Here is a 20,490-nt window from a genome sequence, read left to right as displayed (position 1 = left end):
ATTTTCTCGCTATTGGAAACTTTTTGTAAATTACATGGTCGAAACGCACAATCTACTTTACCTTCTTTATGCAATCTGTATCATTCGTAATAACCAAAAATAAGGATACACACATACATGCAGTACAATAAACTCCTTTTAACTTGGCTAACAGCCGCCATATTGAGTATTTTTTTATCCGGTTGTTCAAGCTGGGTTTATAGGATCAATGTTCCTCAGGGTAACTTCCTAGAACAGTCTGATATAGACAAGCTAAGGGTTCAAATGACTAGAGAGCAAGTTTTGTACGTGTTAGGTACTCCTGTAGCCAAAGATGCTTTCGATTCTAGCAAATGGCACTATAACTATGTGTTCAACATTGATAGAGAATCTGAAATGCGTAAAAGCTTAACTGTCTATTTCGAAAATGATAAGTTAGTTGATGTGACTGGTGACTTTGAAAAACCAGCAGATTTTAACACGCCCCTAGATCAGTAAACCCCTATTAGCTCTGTGGCAGGCTTAGTTAATGCCTGCCAATGCTTCTTCTAGCTACTCATCACCGCCAAACACATTGTCACAGTAAATAGTGCTTGAATCGCTAAACTCAACCAGCTCATTGCACCCAGACAACGAAGCGTCAAAGGTAGCTTTACTCTGGGGAACAGCTTTCTGCCTTTTAATAGTCGCGCAAGTGCGAATATAAATAAAGTACAGCTAGACAACAATATGATCATAGAGAGTTTATTGTCTCTACTCGAGTCAAAAAACAGTGCCATCTGTACTGGAAGAAGTAGCACCACTAAAGCCTTTAAAATATAGACTCTGAAGATACGCTGATACTTTGCATCATCACTAAGTTCAATAATACCGCGCTTTTCAAGATACTTCTTGGCGCTCACAGATTGGTTTTCTGACGCTAATCGATATGGAGTACAACCAGATATATCAGCCAACCGAGGATCCACTCCCATCTCTTCAACGAGTTCCAACATCGGCTTAGAGTTGGACAATACTGCATAATGCATGAGGTTGCGACCAAGGTCATCCAAGGAAACGGCACAGTGAAAACTTCGCAATGCCTGTGCTGCACTGACAAATCCCTTTTCAACAATCCACATCATCGCCGACTTTCCGGCGCTGTCTTTACCGTGCCCTTTTGCACCTTTTTCGATTAGAGACAACATATTTGATTGCTTTGCCGTACCAGACATAACTTGCTCTAGTAACGCATTGTCCAATATATGCAGTAACTCTTCCTCATTGCACAAAAGATTTAGTAACCCATCACAGTCTTCCCCATCATTCAGCCTTTTGACAGCTTCGAGTTGAGTTTGTGATAGATTTTGTAACGCACTTTGGTAATGGGCAGTTACGCTTTCTCTTGCTGTTGTAGAGCCATTAATCCAAAATTCACACGCCTGCGCAGGTGAAAGCTTAAAATCGCTTGCCAAGAGCCACGAGAGCGTCTTGTGTAGTTTATTTTTTAGTAATAAGTCTACAAATGAAACTTTCGACTGCAGTTTTGCTTGTGCTTTAATACCGGAATATTTAGCTAAGCCACCCAGTAGCTTAAGAGTTAACTCGTCTTTGCTCATGCCCACAGCAGCAATGTGCTGTAACAGCCCAGCGACATATTGATGCGCTTCCTCATCATACTCATCAATGTGCTGAAAAAAACAAGACTCAAAGGGGTCTAAAGGCTGAAGCCATGCAACATAAAAAATAGGCGGTAATACTTGTGACACTACACCCTGTTCATCCTTCACTGCTTCACATTCTGGCCATGCCTCTAAGGCGTCTAGAATAAAGGCGCCATTATCTTCAACAAGCCCTTTTAGTAGCAGAGGGAACTGAGAAGGCCAAATTAAAACTTGCTCCATGGATGCACAAACCATTAATTATTCAAAAGTGAAATGTTCTAGAAAGGTTTACAATCATTTGCAAAACTTTCATCACCGCCGATCATACCAATTGTAAAGTTAAAATGCTGCGAATATCTCACACTATTTACAATTATTATTGGTCGAACAATCAGCGCGATTTTAGTAGACTGTGATTTATAACTTCTAGAATATTTATCAGAAGTTTATGTGAACTGAACAACGCACGACGAGAGACCAGATTAATGGGTGAAGACAAGTTAGAAACGTGGCAAATAATTTTAATTATTGTTGCGGTGCTTGGCTATATCATAGGCAACATAACGCTTTTAAAGTATGCTACTAAGTTCAATGTGAAAGACAAAATTGATAAGCAAATAAAAAGCGATGACGCTGAAGAAAATGACCAGCAAGATTCAACTCAAAATGAAAAGCACTAAGACAGTGGAATTAAAAGTAACTCCACTGCCCTAATCAGTATTTAGCCTACTAACCAATGCGCCATCAAAGCAATCACTGGTAGAGTTACGAGTGTTCTTAAGATAAACACGGCAAATAACTCAAAGATGTTGACTGGTATTTTACTGCCAAGCAACAGCGCGCCAACTTCAGACATGTATATTAGCTGTGTAACGCTCAGTGCAGCAACGATAAAGCGCGTGACATCACTCTCTATGCTACCCGCAGCCAAAATAGAAGGGATAAACATATCTGCAAACCCAACCACTATCGTTTCTGCCGCTTTCGCCGCTTCCGGTACTTGTAACAACTCTAAGTACGGAATGAATGGCTGACCTAAAAATTGGAAAATGGGAGTTTCTTCTGCAATTATTAGTGCAAAAGTACCAACCGCCATCACAACAGGTAAAACTGCGAACAACATATCTAGCGCATTATGCACGCCTTCCTTAACCGTCCCTCGAACACCTGGCGCTTTATGCGCTTTGTCTAATGCGACATCTAGCGAGTGGCCCAAAAGAGTCTTACCTTCAGGCACGGCTTCTGAATCTTCATTGTGAGTTGTGCCATCTACGTAAACATTTTTCTTAAAGCTCAGTGGTGGTAACCTTGGTACGATGATCGCCGCCACGATACCTGCTGCACATACAGTCAAATAAAATGGAGCAAATAAGTGCTCTAATTTAACTTGACCGATCACGACTAAACAGAAAGTAATTGATACCGCAGAAAATGTAGTACCAATGATAGCCGCTTCACGCTGTGTGTAATGCTTATCTTCATATTGACGAGATGTCATTAAGATACCAACACTACCATCTCCTAACCATGAGGCAACACAGTTCACAGCGCTGCGTCCTGGGACGCCAAATACAGGTCTCATTATTTTTGTAAGTAACGTACCAACCAGCTCTAACAGACCAAAATTTAGCAAAAGCGGCAACAGCAAGCCTGCTAACAAAAATACCGAGAACAAAACAGGTAATAGATCGTGTAAGACCAAAGCACCCGTTGCTTTAGAATGTATTAACTCAGGACCGACTTGGAAAAAAGTCATAATGATAAACAACATACCAAACAATCTGGTCACAACCCATAACCAACTCACATCGAACAAATGCCTAACTAAGTCGATTTTAAGTAAAGGTTTTGGTTTAAACACTTTGACAACAACACTTAAAAGACCTGTTATACATACGATGGCTAATATCAATGCATGGATAAACGGTTCAGTCCAGCCCTGCAATATTTTAGACATCTTCGCGATCGGAATTGTCATGCCTTCACCTTCTGGAACAGGTGTCATAAATAGAAAAACACCTATGAGTGATGGCACCAAAAATGCGAACCATGTTCGCCAATTCACTTGTGAAGAATGCGTTGTATCTGACATCATTTCTATACCCACAAAAAAAAGAAAAGAGCGAATGCTCTTTTCTGAACTACTTTAGCGGTTTGTAATTATATACTTAGTCCGCGGTTTCTTAATGCTTCAACTAACCCCTGTTGAAGGGTCTTCATCATTGTTGCATCTAATACATTTCGTTCTGCATCGAACCAGGTCAGTGATGTTTGCTCATCATCCGTAGTGCCTACTTTTATCGTATAATCGCCATCAGGAATAGCGAGTGTAGGCGCTTCCTCACCCCAAATAGAATCCCAAACACTGTTTTCCGGTGCTTCATATCTAACCAACACTTCACTGCTATCTTCATCAATTCTGATAACTGTAAAGTTTACGCGCTCTAAGAAGTTAGATAGCCTTTCCATTACTGTACTTCTATCGGCAAGGGTAATCAGTGCGGCATTTCCATCAAGGTCAAAGCCAAGATCAAGTGACAATACTCCCTGCTGTTTACGCAATTCGACCTGCAGTAAACGATATTGGTAATCAAACTCTGCTACAACTTCATTTATTGCGCGCACCTCTAACTGCTGTTGCAACAAATCATTTAGCGGCACTTCATCACTTTCATAACCAACCAATTTTGCCTGCAAGGATGCTGTTCTTTGGTGTTCTTTTTGAGATAAAACAAATTCAAAACGCTGTCTAGAAACTTCTTTCTCAGTTTCCCAAAACCAGCCCTCTTCTGCTTTTATCAAAGAATACCAACCTGTTGTTAGTTTGCCTTGACTACGACTGTCATCGCTAATGCTGGCTTCATGACTTGAAATAACACTTTCTACCGAACGCCAAATAAATTCGTCTAAATGTTCAATGCCGTCATTCTTATCAAAATAAATGCGTGCTACATCTTCTTTGTCTTCTGCCCAGCTGCCTTTTGCAAGTGTTAAAACTTGCTGAGGTGGTCGGTAACTTTTCGCTTCCTGATCATTGTCGTAGGTAGCAACTCTCATTTTAAACTCTTGGTCTTGATAAGGTTGCTCAAGATCTGCTGGAACTTGCACAGCTTCGTGAACGCGATAGTTTTTCTTTTGATGAGCGTCGTTGGTAAAAACACTACAACCTGATAAACCAAGTACAACGCCTAACGTTAGCGCCTTAGGGACCCAATACTGCACTAATAAAACTCCTTAGCAAACCTATTATATAATTGTTCTTTCACTTAAGATTAAGGAATGCTGAAATGGTTCACTGCCAAACTCAATAATTTTTGTTTCACAGCGACAGATAAATTTCGAAAAAATTTGCACTATGTTACTTGGCAAACCTTTCAAACACAAGAATAGAGCGCTTGAATTGTCTTAGAGAACTGCCTTAGACAAATTGCTGCGGTGGGACTCAGTTGTAAACTATGATAGTATCCGCCTTCGTATAACCAAAAATCAGTCGCCATAACTCAATTTAGCAAAGGCTCACTAGGATGTCGGAATGACTACTTTTACCTCACATCAACTTGTTTTAACTGCTATCGGGGAAGATAGATCCGGTATAGTAAGCGAACTCACACAATTAGTGAGTGAATGTAACTGCAACATCATTGATAGCCGAATTGCAATTTTGGGCAACGAATTTACTTTCATCATGTTGCTTTCTGGCGATATGGCCGCAATTAGTCGCGTAGAACATACGCTACCAGTAAAAAGTGTAGAACTCGGCTTGTTGACGATGATGAAACGTACTTCTAGACACACTGAAAATGAATTTGGTGCTGGATACACATTAGAATACTCTGGCCTTGATACTCAAGGTACGCTCAGCCGCGTGACACGTTTTTTTGCGGAGCAGAAAATGAGCATTTGCTCTTTGAAATCTGATACCTTTGAAGAACAAGGCGAAATGCACATGAGTTGCTTATTGGAGTTTAATACGCCTTGCGAATTAGACTTTGATCAATTTAAAGAAAAGTTTGAAGAACTTTCTGGTATTTCAAACGTACACTATGTTTTCAGACGCATTCGCTAAGGATCATAAATGAATACATTACAAGCAGGTGATAACGCACCTAGTTTTAATCTTGAAAATCAAAATGGTGAAACTATAGAGCTAAGTAACCTACTCAGCGAAAACCAGGTTTTAGTCTATTTTTACCCGAAAGCATTAACCCCTGGGTGTACAGTTCAGGCGGAACAACTGCGTGACCATAAAGAGCAACTTGCGCAATACAATACGGTTGCTGTGGGTATTAGCCCTGATCCTGTGAAAAAATTAAAAAACTTCGAAACAAAAAAAGAATTGAACTTTGACTTACTCTCAGACGAAGATCATGCAATCGCAGATGCATTTGGCGTTTGGGGTTTAAAGAAGTTTATGGGTAAAGAATACGATGGTATTCATCGCATCAGTTTCTTGGTTGGACAAGACGGTAAAGTAAAGCATGTGTTCAATAAGTTCAAAACTAAAGAACACCACCAAGTAGTCATCGACTATTTAGCTGAACAAGCATAAATAAAAAACCCCAGCCAACTAGCTGGGGTTTTTATTAAGTTAGCTGTAAAACTATGCTTGACGCGCTTCAAGCATCAAACGTTTCATATCCCTAACAGCTTTCTCCAAACCATCAATCGCAGCTCTAGCAATAATGGCATGGCCAATGTTTAGCTCATATATCTCAGGCATTTCTGCGATAGGTTTGATATTGTGATAATGTAGGCCGTGCCCAGCATTAACAATAATACCTAGTCCGTGAGCGTACTGCACACCTTCACGTATGCGCTCAAGTTCAGCATTTTGTTCACTCTCTGAATGCGCATCTGCATACGCGCCGGTGTGAATTTCAATGTAAGGCGCACCAGCCGCTTTTGCCGCATCAATCTGCGCTTTATCAGCATCTATAAACAAAGACACCTTAATGCCTGCGTCTGCAAGTTTCTGCACAGCCTCTGTTACTTTTTGTTGATTCCCCACAACGTCCAAGCCACCTTCTGTAGTGAGCTCTTCGCGCTTCTCTGGTACAAGACAAACGTATTCAGGCTTTACCTCAACCGCGATATCCAGCATTTCGTCTGTTACTGCAATCTCCAGATTCATACGGGTTTGAATTGTTTTAGCCATCACATATACGTCTCGGTCTTGAATATGGCGGCGATCTTCACGTAAATGAATCGTTATGCCGTCTGCGCCAGCATGTTCAGCCACAGCGGCTGCATGTGCCGGATCTGGATAGCTAGTACCACGAGCTTGTCTAAGTGTGGCAATATGATCTACGTTAACACCCAATAAAATATCTTTCATTATTCTACCTTGGTTGAAATAATTCTCTGCTTTTAAGTGGCTTACTTCCAAGCAGTGGTTTTAATAAATAGCGGCTCAGTGCTTTAGCCTGCCTTCTGGCTGTCTGCGATTGGTATTCGCCTTGAGCAATAGAAAGGAGTGTACTGCCAGAAAAACTACGTTGAATATCTTCACTGGGGCAAAACCCCACTTCACGCACAAACTGATAATATCGTGACGCTTCAATTGGCTCACCAAATGCGTCGTAATCAAACTCAATACCAAAGCCCAATTCACACAGCAGTTGAAACTCATAGTTACGAAGTATTACTTCGATTCGTTCACTTACGGATGCTTTATCATGTTGATCCGAGTTTACCACTGATTGATTGGCTGTATACAGTTGTTTTAGGTAGGTTTGATATAACTCGAATGCGTGATCTAACGGTTCATTGGTTGGGATAATTCTATGAGATAGCTCATTCAGATAGAAGCCGCAGTAAAGGTGAATACCTTTAAACAGAAAAGGTGGCGAATGTATCTCAAAATCATTCAAGTATTTCAAATCATACTTACCAGCAAATCTAACCAGTAAGCATGTAAAAGGTTGCAAAGAAGCATTTTGTCTAAGTGCTCTTTTCCCTTTGATACGAGCCACCATGGAAAGCTGGCCGATGCCTTCGACCAGCATATTTAACATCACTTGCGAATCTCTGTAGGGTCGCCGATGTAGCAAATATGCTTGCCGAAAGTCGCTATCCAATCAATCTTCTCCGTAGCCTAAACTGCGAAGAGCACGCTCATCATCAGCCCAGCCAGACTTCACTTTCACCCAAAGCTCTAAGAAAACCTTGTTATCCAGCATGTCTTCTAAGTCTTTCCGCGCTTCTCGGCCGATCACTTTAAGCTTTTCGCCCTTGTTACCGATAACCATGCGCTTTTGAGATTGTCTTTCAACAAGTATTAATGCGTTGATTTGCCAAACACCATTGTCTTGCCATTTAAACTGTTCAATCTCTACAGTCACCGAATAAGGTAGCTCGTCCCCCATAAAACGCATTAGCTTTTCACGTACAATCTCTGCCGCCAAAAAGCGCATAGAACGGTCAGTCACATAGTCATCAGGGAAGTAAAACTCGCACTCTGGTAGGCGGCTTTTGACTTCCTCTTTTACCATATCGATGTTCTTGCCGATTTTTGCCGACACAGGTACGATGCCAATAAACTCGTGTTGTTCACTCAACCACTGCATATGATGCAAAATGGCCTCTTTGTCTTTTACTTGGTCGCTCTTGTTCATCACAACCAATACTGGACGACCGCTTTCTTTGACCTTGTTTAGTACCATCTCGTCATCTTGGTTCCACAATGTCCCCTCGACCACGAAAATAATTAACTCCACATCGCCGATAGAGCTACTAGCAGCTCTGTTCATAAGTCGGTTTATAGCGCGCTTTTCTTCAATATGTAATCCAGGTGTATCCACATAGACAGCTTGGTAGTTGTCTTCCGTATGGATCCCCATAATACGGTGCCTGGTCGTCTGAGGCTTGCGAGACGTGATACTCACTTTTTGTTCAACAATTTTGTTCAACAGCGTCGATTTGCCGACATTGGGGCGGCCAACAATGGCCACCATGCCGCAATGGGTATTAGGATTCATCTTTTAAAATCTTCAATGCTTGTTCAGCGGCTTTTTGCTCAGCCTTACGACGTGAGCTACCGACAGAGATAATACTATCCATCCCTTTAACAGAGCACTCCACCGTGAATGTCTGGTTATGCGCCTGCCCCTTAGTATCAATCACTTGATAAGCAGGTAAAGGCAACTTTCTCGCTTGTAAATACTCTTGTAACAGAGTTTTTGGATCTTTTTGATTATGCCCTGGCGAAATAGCTTCTAAACGGCTTTGATACCACTGTAATACAAGCGTCTTACAGGTCTCGATGTCTGAGTCTAAAAACACCGCGCCAATAATCGCTTCCACAGCATCTGCCAAAGTAGATTCACGGCGGTAACCACCGCTTTTAAGCTCACCTGGGCCTAGGCGTAAGTAGTCTCCCAAACCAAATTCAACGCCAAACTCAGCGAGTGTTTGACCTCGAACAAGCGTTGAGCGCATTCGGCTTAAATCGCCCTCTCTCGCTTTAGGAAACTTATGATACAACGCATCAGCGATGACAAAGCTTAAAATAGAATCGCCTAGAAATTCTAGGCGCTCGTTATGTTGACCTTTATGGCTACGATGAGTCATGGCTTGCTCTAGCAAACCTTGATCAGCGAACTCGTAGCCGATTTTTTTATATAATTCTGTGACGTTCTTTTTCATTGTTACTGAATATTACCTAGGCGTTCAAAACGAACCCCTGTTGGAACCCAGCTTGGCAATAAGCTGTCTGGGCCATTCTCAAAATCAAAACTCATCCAGATGAATACAGCTTTACCTACTAAGTTCTCTTTAGGAACAAAGCCCCACATACGGCTATCTTGGCTGTTGTTTCGGTTATCGCCCATGGCGAAATAGCTGTTTTCTGGTACGACCCATTCGTCTCGGCGCGTTCCAGCTTGCTGGTAATAACGCTCTGACAATTCTAAAGCTTTCGGATTAATTAAAATGTCGTGCTCAACATCTGGTAAAGATTCTGTCAAACGTACTAGTGGCATGGAGCCTTGCTTAAACTCATCTCGATTCACAATCTCTACGTCAATCTTATTGAATTCACCACACACCAACCCATCTCGGTTTTGCTCACCCTCTTCACATTTTGGATTAATGAAAAGTTGGCGGTTACGGTAGACTATACGGTCTCCTGGCAAACCGACAATACGCTTGATAAAGTCAATACGTTCGTCCAAAGGGAACTTAAATACGGCAATGTCACCACGTTTTGGATCTTCAACTTCAACAAGTTGAGAACGCCAAACGGGGTCTTTAATACCATATGCGTATTTTTGAACGAGAATGAAGTCTCCATCCAACAATGTTGGCATCATTGAGCCCGACGGAATTTGAAAAGGCTCGAAGATAAACGACCTAAATACCGTGATCGCCGCAATCATTGGAAAAATAGACTTCGCACTATCAGTTATGGCAGGCACTGGCGCAATTTGATCAATAACTTCTTGATCAAGTGGTTGCTCTGAAGCTCCTTGGGCAAGCGCGATACGCTCCTTACGCTTTGGTGCATAAACTAAGTGATCTATTAACCAGATCAGGCCCGATCCCAAAGTCAACAGCACGAGAAAGACCGAAAAATAACCTGCCATAAATAATAATTCCTGTTACTTACCTACTTTTAATATCGCAAGGAACGCATCTTGAGGTACTTCAACATTACCTAACTGCTTCATACGTTTCTTACCTTCTTTTTGCTTCTGTAATAGCTTTTTCTTACGACTCACGTCACCACCATAACACTTGGCGATTACGTTTTTACGTAACTGCTTAACAGTAGAACGCGCTATTACATGATTACCAATTGCAGCTTGAATAGCAATATCGAACATTTGTCTTGGAATAAGCTCTCTTAAAGCTTCTGCCAATTGACGGCCACGGCTCTGAGAGTTATCGCGGTGAACGATGATTGCCAAAGCGTCGACTCTATCACCGTTAATCAGAATGTCACAGCGTACCATGTCAGATACTTGGAAACGCTTGAAATTGTAATCTAATGATGCAAAACCACGGCTAGTCGATTTCAATTTATCAAAGAAATCCATTACCACTTCAGCCATAGGTAATTCATAAGTGACCGCAACCTGATTACCATGGTAACTCATCTTAGTTTGTACACCACGTTTCTCAATGCACAAGGTAATCACATTACCTAAGTACTCTTGTGGTACCAAGATATTGGCTTCTACAATCGGCTCTCTGATCTCTAAAATGTCATTAACCGGTGGTAAATCAGACGGGTTATCGATTTGAATAACACCATCTTTGGTTTCAACTTCATAGACCACGGTTGGCGCAGTGGTGATAAGGTCCATGTCATATTCACGCTCTAAACGCTCTTGGATAATTTCCATATGTAGCATACCCAAGAAGCCACAACGGAAACCAAAACCCAATGCCGTCGAGTTTTCAGGCTCGAAGAACAAAGATGCGTCGTTCAAGCTCAGTTTATTCAGTGCATCACGGAAGTTTTCATAATCATCTGAAGAAATCGGGAACATACCTGCATAAACTTGCGGCTTCACTTTCTGGAAGCCCGGCAGTGTTTCTTCTGCAGGCGTTTTTGCAAGGGTTATCGTATCACCAACTGGTGCACCATGGATGTCTTTAATACCTGCGATGATAAAGCCAACTTCACCACTCGTTAGTGCACCCGTGTCGGTTTGTTTAGGCGTGAAAATACCAATTTTATCTACGATATGAACTTGATCCGTAGACATAATCTTGATTTTTTCACCTTTACGTAGTTGACCGTGCTTAATGCGTACAAGTGATACAACCCCTTGGTAAGGGTCAAACCATGAATCGATGATCAAAGCTTGCAGAGGTTTATTCACATCGCCCTCTGGCGGTGGGATCTCCTTTACAATCTCTTCAAGAACGGCATCAATACCAATACCGGTCTTCGCACTACACTGAACCGCCTCTAGCGCATCAATACCAACAATTTCTTCGATTTCTTCTGCAACGCGCAGCGGATCTGCCTGTGGTAAGTCAATCTTATTCAGAATTGGAACGACTTCTAAGTCCATTTCAATTGCTGTGTAACAGTTAGCAAGCGTTTGCGCCTCTACACCTTGTCCGGCATCGACAACTAATAATGCACCTTCACAGGCAGCCAAAGAACGGGATACTTCATAAGTGAAGTCAACGTGTCCTGGTGTGTCGATAAAGTTTAACTGATAAGTTTCGCCATCTTGCGCTTTATAGTTCAGGGTTACACTTTGCGCCTTGATCGTAATACCACGCTCACGCTCAAGTTCCATTGAATCCAGTACTTGCTGCTGCATTTCGCGGTCTGACAAGCCACCGCATACCTGGATTAAGCGGTCCGAAAGTGTCGATTTTCCATGATCTATATGGGCTATAATTGAAAAGTTACGGATATGCTTCATATACTGGATTCTAAACTTCTGTTATTCACAAATAGAGATTAAACGCCGATTTTACAATTTATTTGAGTTAATCACCATCTATTTGCGTTACTGGAAGGCTAATTGGATAAATTTTTATCACTTTTACGTCGTGTTTGAGGCTTTGGCCTTTTTTTTTGGCGATGAAAAAGCCCAAAAACGCAAAAATCACTGCGCTGGCTATTTGCCCGATTTCAGGAAGTGAGAATAAAAGCAACGCGCTGAACATACCAACGAATGCCATAATGAGGGGCAACAAGTATACCCAAAGGGCATGCTGCACGACTTGACTATCATCAAGTGCGAGTTTCACTTTTTGCCCAACCTGAAGTGGTTCTGTGATAGGAACTGGGAACGCTTTCTTATGCGTTCCAAAAAGTTTACTAAATACTTGAGAGCCGCATTTGCCATTACACCCCTCACAGGCTGGCTTCTGTTCTGCCACCAGCCATGCCATATTGCTTTTAAGCTCTGAGACAGTCAGTGTTTGCTCAATCATAGAGCACGCTTAACAGATTCAGCGATTGACTTTGCAGTGTCAACGGGCACCTTACCAACAACAGAAACATCGTAGGCACCTGCATTGTGCACATAGACTGTTGTTGCTCCGGACGTCAAAGCACCGCTAGCTCTTTGCCCTGTAAGGGGTCTTTGAACGAATACCGAAACCTCGACTAAACCATCTGAAAATAGAAAGTAGTCAGCCAACTCATTGTTCAAATCTAGCTTGTGTCTGTCTGACTTGAGGAGTTTAAACCCTTTAGGTAACCAAGCTATTTGCCAATTGTTCTGTTGCTTAGCTTGTGCTTTAAGTTCTTTGCTTGGCGCAGGTTTAGGAAACGTGCGCTCGTGAAGCTCTAATAACTGATTTGCAGGCTGCTCAGTGACACTTATGTGCGTCAACTGTAATTGTTCCAGCACTTCTGAACGCTGATTAACATACGCCGCTTTTAGTAGAAGTGCTGACTGAAGATCAACCCACAGCCAATAGTTATATTTATTTTCATCTTTAGCGACAAGCCGAACGAGCTGTGCAGGTCTTCCTGCAATACGTTCTTTTCCACCCAAAACAAACTCATAGCTTTCATTAAGCGCGTCAATGTTTCGTAGCAATACCTCAGGAATGGGACCGGCAATGGCGTCGGTATTGACTGAGTATGGATCCGTTTGGGGCTCAAAATAGGTGACGACATCGTCTACACGCACTACCTCAAGCCCAGCACCATTTAACAGTGTTAAAATTTCTAGGTCAGTCTGCTCTACTTGGCCATGGATCCATCTATAAGGTTCCATGCCTTTTCCCTTTACAACTACGAACGAAGCGTCGAAGTTACGCTCCTGCACTGCCAAAGACATGTCTTTAAGCAGCTGCCTCGCGTTAATCGTTTCGTTGGCATAAACCTGAGCCGTTACAAACAAACTCAGTACTACCGAGAGCCATTTCATCAAGGTTTATTTTTCCTCTTGCTGATCCTTTTCTGCTTGAGCTGTATTTTGCGAAAGTGCATGCGCCATTCGAGTCTGGCGTTGATGCTCAAGTACTAAGGCACCGATGCGCTGCTTCTGTAATTCTCTCAAGCCTTGCTCCGCTGATTGCAAAGCAGGTTGTTCTGAAGAAAAACTTACAGGAGCAACAGAACCTGTTAAAGGCGTAGATTGTAACACAGGTGAGTGTGTATCTACCGAATTTTGTGGCATGAAATTGTTGACACCAACAACAGTACATAAAGCAACACTAGCAGCAATTGCTACTTGCGATATAGGACGACGCCAGAAAGACATTTGCACCACTTTATTGTCTTCTTTTTGTTTTTCTGTTGCAGTGTCAGTCATGTTGTAAACTGGCTCATCAGCAAGTGCTGCAGCTACGCTTGAAGTGATATCAATGCAAGGTGTCGTCTGCTCCTTTTGGCGCATTACATCGCCTATAAGTGCATAGTGCGCGAACTTTTGAGCATCAAGGTGTGCCTGGTTACGCCCATTTAATGCACATTCCCCGTCTAAAATCTCCGACGTCACTTCTTCATTGCTCACATTAAACTTTGACTGCGTCATTTAATTTTTACCTATGAGTGGGTTAATATTTTTATCTATAGCTTCTCGAGCCCTAAATATACGAGACCTCACCGTGCCAACTGGACATTCCATAATCACGGCAATTTCCTCATAGCTCATACCTTCAATCTCTCGCAAAGTAATTGCTGTTTTTAGGTCATCGGGCAATTCTTCAATCGTACGAAAAATTACAGCTTTGATTTCGTCGCTAAGAAGTAGGCTTTCTGGTGACGCATTTGAACGTAATTGCTCCGCACCATCATAAGCTTCCGCCTCCTCAGCATCGATATCACTTGCAGGCGCCTTTCGGCCCTGAGATACCAAATAATTCTTAGAGCAGTTAACCGCGATTCTGTATAACCAGGTATAAAAAGCACTGTCTCCGCGAAAGTTGGGTAAAGCCCTGTACGCTTTAATAAATGCCTCTTGTGCCACATCGGCAACATCACCTGAGTTAGATACATAACGAGATATCAACGCCGCTACCTTATTTTGATATTTGGCAACCAGTAGGTTGAAGGCGTTTTTATCTCCTTGCTGAACTTTTCTAACTAATTCTAAATCCAAATCCTGCTCGTTCATTCGAGCCGGTACTCCTCTTTGTTATTACTTATTTTTGCGCATTGTTGCCATCATTTTACAGCTAGTCTGACTGCACCATGAATAAAAAGTTCTGTTTTTTTAATATTTTTTTTAAAATAGTACGTATTACTTCGTCCTAGACGATATACAACTTCTATTTTTAACGCTAATAAAGCTCGCGTTATTGATATATGATGATAGTTCACATTGTAGTTGTTATAAAACTTTAAAAGCTAAGAACCACTAACATGAAGAAAAAAATGCAACATCAGACTGATGTTATTATTATCGGTAGCGGCGCCGCCGGACTCAGCCTAGCTCTTTCTTTGGCTAATCATTGCCAAGTCACTGTTATCAGTAAAGGAGATTTAAAAGAAGGCTCAACCCTTTATGCGCAAGGCGGAATTGCCGCGGTTTTCGATAAGAAAAATGACAGCATTGAGTCTCATGTTGAGGACACTCTAGCGGCCGGTGGCGGGTTATGTGATAGAGAAGCGGTTCATTACACCGCTTCCAATGCTAAGAAGTGTTTAAAATGGCTTATCGAGCAAGGCGTCCCATTTGATATGGAGTTTGATAGCAAAGGTAAAGAGCGGTACCACCTTACAAGAGAAGGCGGGCATAGCCACAGGCGTATTCTTCACGCAGCCGACGCAACAGGTAAAGCTGTACAAACAACATTGGTAGAGCGAGTACTTGAGAACCCCAATATTTTGGTACTCGAACAGTACAATGCCATTGATTTAATCACAGAAAAAAATACTGACTCTAAACGGGTTAAGGGCTTGTATGTTTATAATCGTAAGCAAAACTGCGTAGAGTCAATTGCAGCGAAATTCGTTGCACTGGCAACTGGGGGAGCAAGTAAAGTTTATCTGTATACGTCAAACCCTGATGTTTCAAGTGGTGACGGAATCGCCATGGCATGGCGTGCTGGATGTCGTGTAGCAAACATGGAGTTCAATCAATTCCATCCGACTAGTTTGTACCACCCTGAGCTGCAAAATTTTCTCATTACAGAAGCCATGCGTGGCGAAGGCGCACATTTAAAACGCCCCGACGGAACGCGCTTTATGCCTGATTTCGATGAGCGAGAAGAGCTCGCCCCTCGTGACGTCGTTGCCAGAGCAATCGACTATGAAATGAAGCGCTTAGGCGCCAATTGCGTTTACCTTGATATTTCCCATAAGAATAAAGATTTCATCATTGAGCACTTTCCTACCATTTATGCTAAGTGCCTGAGTGTAGGGCTGGATATTACCAAAGAGCCAATACCCGTAGTGCCAGCAGCGCATTATACGTGCGGTGGTGTCATGACCGATTTTAACGGCAAAACAGACATCAATAACCTTTATGCAGTTGGCGAAGTAGCATACACGGGCCTTCACGGTGCTAACCGAATGGCGAGTAACTCTTTGCTCGAATGTATCGTTTTTGCCCATGCTGCAGCGCATGATATTCTTGCTCACATTAACTCACAACCTCCCCTTCAAGGATTAACACCTTGGGATGAGAGCCAAGTCAGTGATTCAGATGAAGAAGTTGTAATTACCCATAACTGGCACGAGCTGAGGCTGTTTATGTGGGATTATGTGGGCATTGTCCGTTCGACAAAAAGGCTAGAACGCGCTTTAAGGCGTGTTGAGTTACTTCAACAAGAAATTCAAGAATATTACGCAAACTTTAGGGTAAGTAACAACTTACTTGAGCTGCGTAATTTGGTACAAGTGGCTGAGCTGATCATTAGAAGTGCACTTGCAAGACCTGAAAGTCGAGGATTGCATTACACAATTGACTTCCCAGAGCAAAAACAAAACCCGAAACCTACAGTGCTTGAGCCAAATAAATAGTCACTTAGTGATTTGATAGTGCAATGCGATTTAAGTGAGACCAACTCACTTTGTCCATTGCACTGGCGATAAAAGCTAAACGCCTAGTACCCTTTTCAGTTCGTATAGTAATCACGAGCCAATTTGCATACCTGTGTGCTGAGGTCAGATCGCCCTGCAAGTCTAATATCGGGCCGTTGAGCTGTAACCAAGATTCATTCTCTTGAATTAATACCACTCCAGTAACGGGCATAATATTGATCAGGCGTTGCTTCGCATCTATCAACGCAAGACTACAAAGAGTCGCACTCAGCCACCACAAATTGGGTACAAGTAAAAATAGAACAAACCACAGGCACAAAAAGAAGACCACAATCAGCTTGTGGTCTGGGAGATTTTTACTAAATTCAATACTATACGCGAACTCGGTCAAGGATAAATTGCACCATCTGACCTAAATCGGCATGAGGGCATTTTTCGTGCCCCATAAACCACGCAAATAAATCGGGGTCTTCTACTTCCAACAGGCGCTGAAAAATCATTTTGTCATCGTCACTAAGCTGATCATATGCTTCTTCTACAAATGGTTCTAGCAATACATCAAGCTCTAACATGCCACGGCGACATGCCCACTTTATACGTGCTTTAGGATACAATTGGGCCATATTACCGGCGTACCTCTTGTCTTAATTAATCGAATACGCTCTCATTATAACCGATACTTGAAGTGCTTGAAAATTCTATATGCCTTTGTTTGACTGCGATCATTTTTGTCGGTGGTATATTTGGGCACAACTTCGTCAGTATTAAGAATAGTTGTCATTTGATCTTGCTTTTGCCTATCTCACCCCCCATTTATCAGGTAACATATCGCAAATTAAATTCTCAGGATCAGTAAGATGGCCAAAGCATATCAACTCCCTTTAAAACTGCTCTCAATATCAGGACCTGACAAACTCAGCTACCTTCACGGTCAGGTTACACAAGACATCAACCTCGTTAAAAATAATAATTTCTTGTGGACTGGACATTGCACCCCTAAAGGCAAACTTTGGTCCACAATGAGGGTTTTTTCACAAGGTGATAATTACTTCTTACTTGGGTCAAGACCAGAAGCAGAAGCTTCACTGCGCGAGCTCAATAAGTACGGTGTCTTTGCCAAAGTCGATATCACAATGTCAGAGCATTACTGTGTTGGCATTCTGAGCGATGACATAGAACAAGTTTGTGCTTCACTATCACTTCAATTCTCTGACCAAGACAACGCTTGTGATTTTGGTAATGGTAAAGCTTTAAAGCTGGACCACACTCGCTTAATTCTTATTTTAGAAACAGGGCAAAGCCTACCTGCAGGCTTAACGTTGGAAGAAGATCCAACGGAGTTCGAAATTAGCAGTATTCTAGCCGGTGAACCTCAGCTAGATGAAAATGGCATTGATGAATACGTGCCACAGATGGTCAATCTACAAGCTTTAAATGGCATTAGCTTCAAAAAGGGCTGCTATACTGGTCAGGAGACGGTCGCTCGCATGCGCTACCTTGGAAAGAACAAGCGCGCTATGTTTATCGTGACTGGTGAGTCTGCTGAGCAGTTAAATATAAAAGATCTCGAGATGCAGCTAGAGCAAGACAACTGGCGTAGAGCGGGAAAAGTAGTACATCAAGCGTACAATACAAACACTCAGCAATATTATGCATTAGCCGTAATGCCAAACGATTTACAGCAATCAGCGATATTGAGACCTAAAGATAACGATTCAGTAACGCTACATATTAAGGCTCTGCCTTACTCTATAGAAGATAATTAACGGAAAGACTATGAAAATTGCCCAAAATACTGTGGTTAAAATGCATTACTCTGTTTTGGATGGCGACCAAAACAGCATCGACAATACGTTTGATGAAGAGCCGCTTGAATTTATAATTGGAACGGGCTTTCTAATTAAAGGCTTAGAAGACGCACTTATTGACAAACAAGCTGGTGACCAAGTCAGCGTTACAGTTGAACCTGAGCAAGGATATGGTTTAAGAAACGATAACCTCACACAGGCAGTACCAAAAAGTATGTTTGAAGGCATTGACGTCGAAGTTGGTATGCAATTTCGTGCAACCACAGATGAGGGTGAGCAGGCCGTCATTGTCATAGGTGTTGAAGATGAAGAAGTGATCGTAGATGGCAATCACCCGCTTGCAGGAATTACTTTACACTTTGATGTTGAGATTTTGGATGTGCGCGCTGCGACACAAGATGAGCTGGCTCATGGGCATGTTCACAGTGAAGGCGGTTGCGGTCACGACCATTAAAAAAAGCGCCTATAGGGCGCTTTTTTCATCTTCACTTGAGTCTTTTTCAGTCGTTTGTTCTTTTACTTTACTCTTAAGTGCTTCAAGTAAGCCGTGCTGATCGGAGGTACCTAATCGATACTTAGTGCCATCGCTCATGCTCACCTCAATCGCTTTAAAACCAGATACACTATATACCCACCCATCGTGAGAAATACGCATTCCAATGCCATGACTGAATGAGTTTGTTACCGCTTTCACTTCGTCGATATCGTCAAAGTTGAGTGTTTTCTTCGCCACACCAGGGCCAAACCACCAGCTTATTTGTTTATCAGCATTATCGACTTTAATTGTTAAGCCGTAAAACACAAAAGCGACTAGCAATAAAATAATACCGAAGGCCAACACCCCGATGTTATTGCCCAGTAATACCAAGCCCATTACTACAAACGTGCTAAGCCACGCTAAAATACCCCAGATCGCCCAAGCGAGTTGTGTCTTCTGATACATATTGCCTCAATCAAAACTATATACAAATGTCACGCCCAGTTCGGTATCTACTTTGCGCTTGTCTTCTTCAGGCTGGGAATTATAACGATAAGTGTAAGAAACCTTAAGTGACAAACCTTCGATAACTTGGCTAATCAAGGAGGTTTCTGAAAATCCGCGCCCTCCAAGCCCAGAAACAGATTGTGCATAGCTGAAATCTTGGTTAAACCGCGTTCGTTTAGAAACATTACGTTCCCATTGCAGGGATAACCTCAAAAGCTCACCACGTTCTACTCTCTTTTGCCCGGGCTCAAGCTCAGTTTCATTTTCAACACGATACATGGAGATGCCTGGCCCTACCGTAAAGTCAACGGTATTCTTTCGTCCCTCAAAAAGTCTATTGCCATAGCCCAGAGCAAAGGTCGTGGTATATTCGCGGCCGTTAAACTCATCGACTTCATAATCTCCATAGAGAAAAAATGACTCGTTATCAACGCCGAATTTATAACTCGTCTGAGCCGATAAAAAGTAACGAGAGGCGGTTTCATCATCCACTCCTGTCTCCGCGTTTTCTTCATCGGCATAATGACCATCGAGTTTGAATTGATTCCGCCAGTGTTGAAAATCTTGATAAAGATTACTTTGTAGCTTAAAAGATGAGTTTTTAGTATTACCACTATTAGCTATAAATCCGAATTCAATATCTCCATACAAGAATTCACCTTTGTGCAATTCATGGATTTCTTCCTCAGACAACTCCCCATATTTATGAAAATCTTCAAATGGGTCTACAGCATATACTCTCATACATACTCCTAATAGGGGCAAGCACAAGAGCAACTTCATATTTTTCACTAAACAAACTTCTCTTTATTGTTGCTTCCACACCACATGACAAAATGGTGCATCTAAATCACGGCTAATCAGCACTTTTGCAAATACATCGTCGCTATCTTCAAATTCAATTCCAATGATCACTTGGACAAAGTGTTCGCGCTCCGCTTCTTGCTCAAATGCAACAATCGTCTCCCAGCTATCATCGATATCACTTTCTTCGATAAAGCCAAACTCTTCGCGATGTTCATTGAATAAATCAATGTCTTCTTGGGAAAGGTTGTCTGGTGCTAGTTCCAGAAAAATATCGTATGCCTGATGGGTTACTTCTTCTACACTGCTTAATCTCGCTGACATACACTCAACTCCAAAAATTTTTCATTATATTAATCA

General features: G+C 42.1%; 25 protein-coding genes. 7 read left to right on the top strand and 18 right to left on the bottom strand.

Annotated elements, in window-relative coordinates; all coding sequences use genetic code 11:
• Positions 1–117 precede the first annotated feature (117 nt).
• Positions 118–477, top strand: coding sequence for an outer membrane protein assembly factor BamE (locus tag N475_RS13335; RefSeq protein WP_063355159.1), 360 nt, complete (start codon positions 118–120; stop codon positions 475–477).
• A 50-nt stretch (positions 478–527) separates the two neighbouring features.
• On the opposite strand, the gene N475_RS13330 is transcribed toward N475_RS13335, so the two are convergent.
• Entirely contained in the window at positions 528–1,862 is a 1,335-nt protein-coding gene (locus N475_RS13330) for an ankyrin repeat domain-containing protein (protein ID WP_063355160.1), read from the bottom strand.
• A 245-nt stretch (positions 1,863–2,107) separates the two neighbouring features.
• Here N475_RS13330 and N475_RS13325 point away from each other — a divergent pair, with 245 nt between their 5' ends.
• Positions 2,108–2,302 carry a DUF2897 family protein gene (locus N475_RS13325; RefSeq protein ID WP_063355161.1) on the top strand — a complete coding sequence of 65 codons (195 nt, stop codon included), beginning with the start codon at positions 2,108–2,110 and terminating at the stop codon, positions 2,300–2,302.
• 41 nt (positions 2,303–2,343) lie between these two features.
• Here the strand turns inward: N475_RS13325 and N475_RS13320 are convergent, their stop codons facing one another.
• A complete protein-coding gene (locus tag N475_RS13320) occupies positions 2,344–3,714 on the bottom strand; it encodes a YjiH family protein (protein ID WP_063355253.1) in 1,371 nt (456 codons plus the stop codon).
• Between the two features lie 68 nt (positions 3,715–3,782).
• Positions 3,783–4,844, bottom strand: a complete 1,062-nt coding sequence (gene bamC / locus N475_RS13315) for an NlpB/DapX family lipoprotein (protein ID WP_063355162.1) — start codon at positions 4,842–4,844, stop codon at positions 3,783–3,785.
• A gap of 310 nt (positions 4,845–5,154) precedes the next feature.
• Between bamC and N475_RS13310 the strand changes: the two genes are divergently transcribed.
• Together N475_RS13310 and bcp are read left to right on the top strand one after the other, a co-directional pair.
• Positions 5,155–5,688 (top strand): glycine cleavage system transcriptional repressor, encoded by a 534-nt coding sequence (locus tag N475_RS13310; protein WP_063355163.1) that lies wholly within the window; start codon positions 5,155–5,157, stop codon positions 5,686–5,688.
• 9 nt (positions 5,689–5,697) lie between these two features.
• Positions 5,698–6,171 (top strand): thioredoxin-dependent thiol peroxidase, encoded by a 474-nt coding sequence (gene bcp / locus N475_RS13305; RefSeq protein ID WP_063355164.1) that lies wholly within the window; start codon positions 5,698–5,700, stop codon positions 6,169–6,171.
• A gap of 51 nt (positions 6,172–6,222) precedes the next feature.
• Here bcp and pdxJ read toward each other — a convergent pair whose 3' ends face one another.
• From pdxJ to rpoE, 10 genes are all read right to left on the bottom strand, one after another.
• Entirely contained in the window at positions 6,223–6,957 is a 735-nt protein-coding gene (pdxJ, locus tag N475_RS13300; RefSeq protein ID WP_063365412.1) for a pyridoxine 5'-phosphate synthase, read from the bottom strand.
• Positions 6,958–6,961: 4 nt separating this feature from the next.
• A complete protein-coding gene (gene recO / locus N475_RS13295) occupies positions 6,962–7,699 on the bottom strand; it encodes a DNA repair protein RecO (RefSeq protein ID WP_063365411.1) in 738 nt (245 codons plus the stop codon).
• On the bottom strand, positions 7,700–8,599 hold the full coding sequence (gene era / locus N475_RS13290; protein WP_063355167.1) for a GTPase Era: 900 nt from the start codon (positions 8,597–8,599) through the stop codon (positions 7,700–7,702).
• Entirely contained in the window at positions 8,589–9,266 is a 678-nt protein-coding gene (rnc, locus tag N475_RS13285; RefSeq protein ID WP_063355168.1) for a ribonuclease III, read from the bottom strand. The genes era and rnc overlap by 11 nt, the downstream gene beginning before the upstream one ends.
• A 2-nt stretch (positions 9,267–9,268) precedes the next feature.
• A complete protein-coding gene (gene lepB, locus N475_RS13280; RefSeq protein ID WP_063365410.1) occupies positions 9,269–10,204 on the bottom strand; it encodes a signal peptidase I in 936 nt (311 codons plus the stop codon).
• 15 nt (positions 10,205–10,219) lie between these two features.
• Complete coding sequence (lepA, locus tag N475_RS13275) at positions 10,220–12,007, bottom strand: translation elongation factor 4 (protein WP_063355170.1); 1,788 nt, start codon at positions 12,005–12,007, stop codon at positions 10,220–10,222.
• A gap of 67 nt (positions 12,008–12,074) precedes the next feature.
• Complete coding sequence (locus tag N475_RS13270) at positions 12,075–12,524, bottom strand: SoxR reducing system RseC family protein (RefSeq protein WP_063355171.1); 450 nt, start codon at positions 12,522–12,524, stop codon at positions 12,075–12,077.
• Entirely contained in the window at positions 12,521–13,471 is a 951-nt protein-coding gene (locus N475_RS13265; protein ID WP_063355172.1) for a MucB/RseB C-terminal domain-containing protein, read from the bottom strand. Before N475_RS13265 ends, N475_RS13270 begins: the two co-directional genes overlap by 4 nt.
• Positions 13,472–13,477: 6 nt before the next feature.
• Entirely contained in the window at positions 13,478–14,080 is a 603-nt protein-coding gene (locus N475_RS13260) for a sigma-E factor negative regulatory protein (protein WP_063365409.1), read from the bottom strand.
• Positions 14,081–14,662 carry an RNA polymerase sigma factor RpoE gene (gene rpoE, locus N475_RS13255; protein ID WP_063355174.1) on the bottom strand — a complete coding sequence of 194 codons (582 nt, stop codon included), beginning with the start codon at positions 14,660–14,662 and terminating at the stop codon, positions 14,081–14,083. It abuts the gene before it with no gap.
• Between the two features lie 248 nt (positions 14,663–14,910).
• Between rpoE and nadB the strand changes: the two genes are divergently transcribed.
• Positions 14,911–16,512, top strand: coding sequence for an L-aspartate oxidase (gene nadB / locus N475_RS13250; protein WP_063355175.1), 1,602 nt, complete (start codon positions 14,911–14,913; stop codon positions 16,510–16,512).
• 4 nt (positions 16,513–16,516) lie between these two features.
• On the opposite strand, the gene N475_RS13245 is transcribed toward nadB, so the two are convergent.
• Both N475_RS13245 and N475_RS13240 read right to left on the bottom strand, forming a co-directional pair.
• Entirely contained in the window at positions 16,517–16,924 is a 408-nt protein-coding gene (locus N475_RS13245; protein WP_063365408.1) for a hypothetical protein, read from the bottom strand.
• Positions 16,905–17,156, bottom strand: coding sequence for an FAD assembly factor SdhE (locus tag N475_RS13240; RefSeq protein ID WP_063355177.1), 252 nt, complete (start codon positions 17,154–17,156; stop codon positions 16,905–16,907). The genes N475_RS13245 and N475_RS13240 overlap by 20 nt, the downstream gene beginning before the upstream one ends.
• Positions 17,157–17,390: 234 nt before the next feature.
• On the opposite strand from N475_RS13240, the gene ygfZ reads away from it, so the two are divergent.
• Both ygfZ and N475_RS13230 read left to right on the top strand, forming a co-directional pair.
• Complete coding sequence (ygfZ, locus tag N475_RS13235; RefSeq protein ID WP_063365407.1) at positions 17,391–18,299, top strand: CAF17-like 4Fe-4S cluster assembly/insertion protein YgfZ; 909 nt, start codon at positions 17,391–17,393, stop codon at positions 18,297–18,299.
• Between the two features lie 10 nt (positions 18,300–18,309).
• Entirely contained in the window at positions 18,310–18,795 is a 486-nt protein-coding gene (locus N475_RS13230; RefSeq protein WP_063355179.1) for an FKBP-type peptidyl-prolyl cis-trans isomerase, read from the top strand.
• Between the two features lie 9 nt (positions 18,796–18,804).
• Here the strand turns inward: N475_RS13230 and N475_RS13225 are convergent, their stop codons facing one another.
• From N475_RS13225 to N475_RS13215, 3 genes are read right to left on the bottom strand one after another with little or no spacing between them, the layout of a single operon-like run.
• Entirely contained in the window at positions 18,805–19,284 is a 480-nt protein-coding gene (locus N475_RS13225; RefSeq protein WP_063355180.1) for a hypothetical protein, read from the bottom strand.
• A 6-nt stretch (positions 19,285–19,290) separates the two neighbouring features.
• Positions 19,291–20,109 carry a DUF481 domain-containing protein gene (locus N475_RS13220; RefSeq protein ID WP_063355181.1) on the bottom strand — a complete coding sequence of 273 codons (819 nt, stop codon included), beginning with the start codon at positions 20,107–20,109 and terminating at the stop codon, positions 19,291–19,293.
• Positions 20,110–20,133: 24 nt separating this feature from the next.
• Entirely contained in the window at positions 20,134–20,454 is a 321-nt protein-coding gene (locus N475_RS13215; RefSeq protein WP_063355182.1) for a DUF440 family protein, read from the bottom strand.
• Positions 20,455–20,490 lie beyond the last annotated feature (36 nt).

Origin of the sequence: Pseudoalteromonas luteoviolacea DSM 6061, assembly GCF_001625655.1 — a bacterium.
Classification (GTDB): domain Bacteria; phylum Pseudomonadota; class Gammaproteobacteria; order Enterobacterales; family Alteromonadaceae; genus Pseudoalteromonas; species Pseudoalteromonas luteoviolacea.
This window is presented reverse-complemented; position numbering and strand designations above follow the sequence as displayed.